The sequence below is a fragment of the Opitutales bacterium genome, from assembly GCA_013215165.1.
In the GTDB taxonomy this organism is placed as follows: domain Bacteria; phylum Verrucomicrobiota; class Verrucomicrobiia; order Opitutales; family JABSRG01; genus JABSRG01.
The window spans coordinates 23,258-29,636 of sequence record JABSRG010000050.1; the positions used below are offsets into that span (position 1 = coordinate 23,258).

Annotated in this window: 7 protein-coding genes; 4 read left to right on the forward strand and 3 right to left on the reverse strand. The window is 49.6% G+C overall.

Annotated features, from left to right (window positions below; genetic code table 11):
- The first annotated feature begins 53 nt into the window (after positions 1 to 53).
- Positions 54 to 1,244 (forward strand): class I SAM-dependent methyltransferase, encoded by a 1,191-nt coding sequence (locus HRU10_11410; protein ID NRA27839.1) that lies wholly within the window; start codon positions 54 to 56, stop codon positions 1,242 to 1,244.
- 198 nt (positions 1,245 to 1,442) lie between these two features.
- On the opposite strand, the gene HRU10_11415 is transcribed toward HRU10_11410, so the two are convergent.
- Together HRU10_11415 and HRU10_11420 are read right to left on the reverse strand one after the other, a co-directional pair.
- Positions 1,443 to 2,357, reverse strand: a complete 915-nt coding sequence (locus HRU10_11415) for a hypothetical protein (GenBank protein ID NRA27840.1) — start codon at positions 2,355 to 2,357, stop codon at positions 1,443 to 1,445.
- Positions 2,358 to 2,371: 14 nt separating this feature from the next.
- Positions 2,372 to 2,821 carry a hypothetical protein gene (locus HRU10_11420; GenBank protein NRA27841.1) on the reverse strand — a complete coding sequence of 150 codons (450 nt, stop codon included), beginning with the start codon at positions 2,819 to 2,821 and terminating at the stop codon, positions 2,372 to 2,374.
- 409 nt (positions 2,822 to 3,230) lie between these two features.
- Between HRU10_11420 and HRU10_11425 the strand changes: the two genes are divergently transcribed.
- On the forward strand, positions 3,231 to 3,707 hold the full coding sequence (locus HRU10_11425) for a hypothetical protein (protein NRA27842.1): 477 nt from the start codon (positions 3,231 to 3,233) through the stop codon (positions 3,705 to 3,707).
- Here HRU10_11425 and HRU10_11430 read toward each other — a convergent pair.
- Positions 3,668 to 4,579: an EamA family transporter gene (locus HRU10_11430; GenBank protein ID NRA27843.1), complete on the reverse strand. Its 912-nt coding sequence runs from the start codon at positions 4,577 to 4,579 to the stop codon at positions 3,668 to 3,670. The genes HRU10_11425 and HRU10_11430 overlap by 40 nt on opposite strands.
- A gap of 439 nt (positions 4,580 to 5,018) precedes the next feature.
- Here HRU10_11430 and HRU10_11435 point away from each other — a divergent pair, with 439 nt between their 5' ends.
- Complete coding sequence (locus HRU10_11435) at positions 5,019 to 5,591, forward strand: NAD(P)H-dependent oxidoreductase (GenBank protein ID NRA27844.1); 573 nt, start codon at positions 5,019 to 5,021, stop codon at positions 5,589 to 5,591.
- A 224-nt stretch (positions 5,592 to 5,815) separates the two neighbouring features.
- Positions 5,816 to 6,379, forward strand: a 564-nt coding sequence (locus HRU10_11440; GenBank protein NRA27845.1) for a DUF4372 domain-containing protein, incomplete at its 3' end; no start/stop codon positions are given.

The following is a 6,379-nucleotide window of genomic DNA, read 5'->3' on the forward strand; positions in this document are numbered from 1 at the left end:
GATATCTATTCGTAAACGCACAGCAGCGTTTTCGCAGCCTCTACGTAGCAGCCATGTCCGTCAAAAACGCAGACTATTATCCAAGCTCGATCGAGTCCTATTGGCTCTCTTCGCTGCTGAAGGCCTTTCCAGGAGAAGATCGCTCATCGGCCCTAGAAAAACTGGAAGAGCCCATACAGGCCCTCAGCGATGCATTCACCTGTGAGCGGCCCAGAGCATTCAAGAATTACGGAAAGGCTGCTGAGGCATTACTAGGTTATGGCATCTTCTATTATCCACAGACCTGGACGCGGGTGCGCTTTCCTTTAATCGAAGCCCACGACCTCCGGGGCTGGACTGCACCTCAGGATCGTCCTGTAAAGATTCTCGATCTCGGCGCAGGTCTCGGTGCCGCCAGCACTAGCCTAGCCCAACTCTGTATCGACCGTTTTGGTTCGAGCTCAGCTGAAATCATGATGATCGACCATTCAGCCGAGGCATTACTTCAGGCGCACGGCGCGGTCCAAGCGCTCAACAGCGACGGATACACGCTCAGCTTGCTCACCCAAAAAGGGGATTTTCGTAAATACGACGGCCTCCCTAACCCGAAGAAAGATACCTTCGATCTGATCGTCATCAGTTTCGCAATCAATGAAGCCTTCGGTCCTGGCAACGACAAGAAGGCCTATGCGTGGCTTCGGAAACTCAAACCGCTACTCAATCCACAAAGCTTAATCCTTATCGCCGAGCCAGCGATGCGTGAGACAAGCGAACAACTCTATCGGATATCTGATCGCGTAGCCAAAGACTCGATCTTCGAAGTATGGGGGCCCCAGCTACATATAAGTCAGTGCCCCGCTCATTATCAGGACAAGTTTTGGACTCATGAAGTCCGTGAATGGTCGCCTCCCTCTTCGCTCAAAGAAATAAATCGCACACTCTGGCGCAGTATCGAAGACCTCAAATTCTCATATGCAACATTCGGCAATGCCTCAGCGACGCTATTTGAATCATCAAAAACCTTCCTGCGCCTCGTATCTCCCATGAGCCGCATGAAAGGGCACTACCTGTTGACAGGGATCGCAACGGACGGAAAGAAATACATTTATGACATCCCGACACGCGGTTATAACAGAGATGAGCTCTTCGCTCTAGATCGAATCAACCGCGGCGACATAATCGAAATCGCCGAAGTCGAAGAAATGGAGGACCGATTGAGAATCCCAAGACCTGAAGATATTATCTATCATTTCTCGCCTACTTGAAGCGATCCTTCAGGCGAACAAAGGGAAATCGGGCACTCCGCGCCTAAATTAAGAATGCGATCGCGAGGCAATGAGGCAACGAATTCTACAACTGGAGGGGTATGCTTTGTCCATGACCCACTGCCCCAATAACCCGAGAAAATCACAGGCTTTCCTAAAGCGATTTAGGTGGCTGAAAGGCGATCACCCTTCAGAGCATCAATTAAACGGATACCCCTTACCGTATACCAACTCACCTCCGGTGTGACCTGCTAAGGACACGAGAACAGCCGAAGCAATGAGAACAATACGGAAGGCCCACATCATCTTGTTGCTCCGCTTTTTGTCCGCAAGGACCAGCAACACCCAAGAGACGATAGCTGCGACCGCAGTGGCGACTCCCAACCAACGGTGTAAATTGATGGTGTAATTCTCAATATCCGCCAAAATCCAACCCGCCACTACCGCCGCAGGACTGCTCAAAGCCGAGATAGCTACGGACCAGTGCACTGCCGAAGCCCATGCCTTTTGCTTACGGAAAATAAGCCCAAGAAATTCCACTGCCGCAGCCATCAATAGCAGGCCTATCGGGAAATGGACCACCATCGGATGTGTCCGCGCGAACAGTTTGCGTATTGAGATGGGTTTCTTTTTCGGCACCGCTTCGATGGCCTCTACCCCCGCCGCCTCAAGCTTGGCCAGCTCAGCGGCTTTGTAAGCCTCCACCTCCTCCATGGGCGGAAGAGGGTGTTCTCCCATGGCGATTATCCAAGCCCTGACGATTTCAATTTCTTCTGGAGTGGGTTTGTGGACGTCGCTCTCAGGCGGTGGCATCAACGCGTCCTCATCGTCAGTAATCATCAAAAGAAAATTCTCACTACCCTCCGGATCTCCGGCGAAGAGGTAATATTCATCCTCTAGCTGAAGTTCTAGATCCATGACATGATCGAAATCTCCCTTCACCCGCTTTCCGCTGTTGGCGTCATGACACTCCGCACAGCTCTTGCTGAAGATGTCGAGTACCTTAGCAGTGAGGGCAATCGGTGATTCGGGGACCTCATAATCAGATTGGGCGGTCACCCAGGGTACCGCCCAAAACAAAATCGCCGAAAAAAGCAGGCTTTTACGCATCATGCGCATCCAGTCATTTATTCGTCTTCAGGCTTATGTGCCTGATGTCCGGAAGACTTTTGCCTGCGCATCATATTGATCTTCTCATTGGCTGCATCGAAGTCTTCGGCATCAATTGCTGCGTAAAGCTCTTCGATTGTCTTTATGAAGATATCCATGTCCTTTTCGAACGAAGCCATAGCCGTCTCCAATTCCTCTCCCTCCATGCCTTCGTAGCGCATGGGGACATACTCTTTAGAAATTTTTGCTTCCTTTAAAATTACGTCGATATAACCAAGGTAAGTTTCTTTTTGAGCGGGGTCTGGACGTCGAACAGCTTTGCGCAATTCGCGAAAAGCATCGTTCAGCTTGTCCATGGAATCTTCCATTTTGGTGTGACCGTGGCCATCTGCACGGAGATTCGACATACTAAAAGCAGTCGCAAAGACCGCGAGTATTAGGGTGAGGCGGATGTATGAATCTTTCATAGTATAGTCAGCAGAGAAAACGGGAGTCTCAGAGAAAAGTTTCGCTACACACTCACAAGAATCGGTGCAAAAGGTGATAGTTGCACCGATTATCTGACAACACTACGAGCTTCGACGGCGCTGGTCTACCAGGGTCACACAAAAGCACATAGACGCCAGATAGAAGGTCAGAGCAATCGGTGCGGCTGTATAACCCGCCCAAAAGGTCGACCAAATCGGAGTAGTGGGTGGCACAAATGGGAACATCAAAGAAGCCATAAATAGCCAAAAAAGTGCTGTAAGTATGAGACAAAATCCCCATAGCTTAGGACCGACGAGGCGTTTCTTAGGTTCAGGCATAAATTTAAGGAATGTTTTTAGGCATAAGTGTGTCAAACGCTAAAGACTAAAGACGCAGATCATGAAGAATATGAAGACAAAGCCGCAATTTTTACTAATCATTACCGCTATTTTCACATCGTTCGCCCCTCAAGCACTTGCATTCAGGCCCATTGCATCCGACCCAGACACTGGAGTCGTCCTCGAAGGAATGGACGTGATCACCTACCGCGATGCGGAAGGGCCCCGCAAGGGACATCCAGCCTACCAAGTCGAGTGGAAAGGCGTTTTTTGGCGCTTTGAGTCTTTGAAAAACATGAATCGGTTCCAAGCAGACCCAGATAGATATGCCCCTGTTTTCGGCGGATACTGCGCTATGTGCATGTCTGATAAAGAAAGCGCCCCAAGCCACTGCGAAATTAACTTATTCGCCATCCATGAAGACCGGCTCTACATGTTTGCTACTCAGGAGTTCCTCGATCTCTGGCTAGAAGATCCCAAAAATTATATCGCAGTGGCGGATCAGTCTTACGAAGGCCTCTTAGCGTCAATACCCACGACTGATTGATCGGGCTTTTTGGACATTGAACGTGCACGCAACTCTACGCCAACAGATGCGGCGACAATTACCGTAGCACCCAGACCAAAAGACGGCCAGTCCGGTTGACTTCCAGCCATTGGAATAGCCAGGGCGACACCCACTGGGACCACCCAGTTATTCGACACGGCGAGTACACCGTTACTCACATGGGCTGCTCCAGAATTCCAAAGGAAAAACCCAAGTCCCGAGGCGATGACTCCCAGATAGACGATAATGCCGATTTGGCTAAGACTCGGTGAAGTCGATCCTTGAATGCCTAAAAGGACTCTCGCCCCAAAATAAAGAAGAGCCACACCTGCTCCACCTACATAAAGATAAAGCATGGAGCGGTGTGCTGGAACAGATGACTGACGGCTCCAACGACGAAACGCTACTTGACCACAGGCGAAACAGAAATTCGCGATCTGCATCAGCGCAAAGCCAATCCAGATCGCTTCTCCATCGAGCAGCGGGGATTCGCGGATAATCCAAGCGCCTAGAAACGCAAAAACAGCCAGGCTTAGTATTGCCCAATCCAATTTCCTTTCCCACAACCCGCCGATAAGCGCAACCCAGATGGGGGTAAACGCCGTAAACGCCGCGACCAGGTAAGCTTCGATAAACTGAAAGGCCGACAAATAAAAGCTATACATCAGACCAAACTGAACGGCGCCAATCCCACAAAGAACCCATAGATCACGGGCGCCCATACTCGATCGCCACAGGAACGGCGAGAAAACGATGACAGCCGTCAAGAGACGACAAAGAGCCACCCACCCCGCATCCAGTCCGGTCAGCTGAGATCCGATAAGTCCAAAGGAAAACGCCCAGATCAGTGTCGCACTCAATAGCCTAAGCATCTAAGCATTGAGTCGTTTAGAGCAGCTGGGTCAATGGATACGTTTTGTAATTTATATGGGTGGGGGTAATCCACGGAATCTTCTCACGGGAGGATCTTCGTCGTCTGAGCAGTCTTCAAACTGGATATTCTCTAGTCCTACCGTTCCAAATAGCTCTAGCTCGAGCCGGTCCCAGGATCGAGTATTCGTCAGGTGTGAAATAACGCACGAGCTGTTCCGTCAGTTGGGCTAGTTTGGAACATCAAATAAGGTGGCGGAAAATCAAGAAATGCATAGGAGCTTTGCATTGACCTCGATTGATAATGCGCAAGAAGTAACCTGCCTCACTCGAAAGAAGGTTTTTGGGCGTGTGGATTATCAGATCGCACTGCTCAATCATCAATTCTATGAGACTAACATTTCTTTTTTACGACAACCGAGTATTACCATGAAAATATGAATTCTTTTTGGCCATCCAGTACTCGAGAGTTATGGCAATGCTTTAACCGAACAATACAGCAAGGGAGCGCAAGATTCCGGTCATGAGGTGCAGCGAATTAATATAGCTGAACTCGATTTCGATTTTTGTTTGAGAAATGGCTATGCTGCGGAACAGGCCCTAGAACCTGATATTGCCGATGCCCAGGAAAAAATTAAGTGGGCCGATCATTTAGTATTTATTTATCCAACTTGGTGGGGCACGCCTCCAGCCATCGTGAAGTCATTTATTGAAAGGACATTACTGCCAGGATTTGCTTTCAAATATACTAAGAAGAGCAAGAAGTATGTAACCATGGATCGTTTCCTGACTGACAAAACAGGGCACGTAATCAGCACCATGGACGCGCCAATCTGGTATTATAAATGGATTGTGGGCGATCCTGGGTATAAAATGATGAAGGATGTCTTCGGCTGTTGTGGTATAAAGTCGCTTGGCCGGACCTATTTTGGCTCGGTTAAAATGTCAGACCAGGAAACCAAGCATCAATGGCTTGAGCAATGCTATCAGATGAGTAAGGACATTAATCGATAGTCGATTTACATAATGAGCTGAGACCGTTTAAGGTGTGGGAGGTCAGGTTAAAGGCACGAGATAAAATAGGGGAAGCCATCCCTGGTATGCACGACGACAGCGGCATGTGACTTACGTGAGATAGTCACGCTAATGTATCCTATCCACAGCCATCCCACAGGGATAATCTAAAAAGTTAAAAAAATGGTTGGCTCTGGACGGCTTCCGACCAAGGAAGCCAGTTGATGAAAAAGAAACCAAAACCAACCAAGCACGGTTCTGTCGTCTTCCATCAGCTTTGCAAGCTCATCCCCGTTGGGATGGTCAGCTCGTTGGCCAAAGAGCATGGAATCGATAAGAAGAGCCGGACGTTTTCGCCATGGAGCCACGTGGTCAGTTTGTTGTATTGCCAGCTCACACACTGTATCGGGCTAAACGATTTGTGTGACGCGCTGCGCCACCATAACGCGAAGCTATTTGCGATACGGGGGGCCACGCCGCCGAGTCGCAACGGACTCTCACATGCTAACAAGAACCGTAATGCCGACATGATGGAGGCTTTGTTCTGGCGAATGCTCGATCATCTACAAACTCAGTTTCCCGGCTTTGGACCTACGGGGCGCTACAAGGGTTTGCCCCGTCGTTTCAAAAAGACCGTTTACAGTATCGACTCTTCAACCATCGCTCTGGTTGCCAACTGTATGGACTGGGCCAAGCATCGTCGGCGCAAGGCAGCGGCCAAGCTGCACCTGTGTCGGAACCTCCAAACTTTCCTGCCCTCGTTCGCCGTCATCGAGGAGGGCTCGCAC

What these genes read in the sequence shown, in the direction of transcription:
- HRU10_11415 (NRA27840.1), bottom strand. Translation starts at nt 2,357, where the DNA reads ATGATGCGTAAAAGCCTGCTTTTTTCGGCGATTTTGTTTTGGGCGGTA.
- HRU10_11430 (NRA27843.1), bottom strand. Translation starts at nt 4,579, where the DNA reads ATGCTTAGGCTATTGAGTGCGACACTGATCTGGGCGTTTTCCTTTGGA.
- HRU10_11425 (NRA27842.1), top strand. Translation starts at nt 3,231, where the DNA reads ATGAAGACAAAGCCGCAATTTTTACTAATCATTACCGCTATTTTCACA.
- HRU10_11410 (NRA27839.1), top strand. Translation starts at nt 54, where the DNA reads ATGTCCGTCAAAAACGCAGACTATTATCCAAGCTCGATCGAGTCCTAT.
- HRU10_11420 (NRA27841.1), bottom strand. Translation starts at nt 2,821, where the DNA reads ATGAAAGATTCATACATCCGCCTCACCCTAATACTCGCGGTCTTTGCG.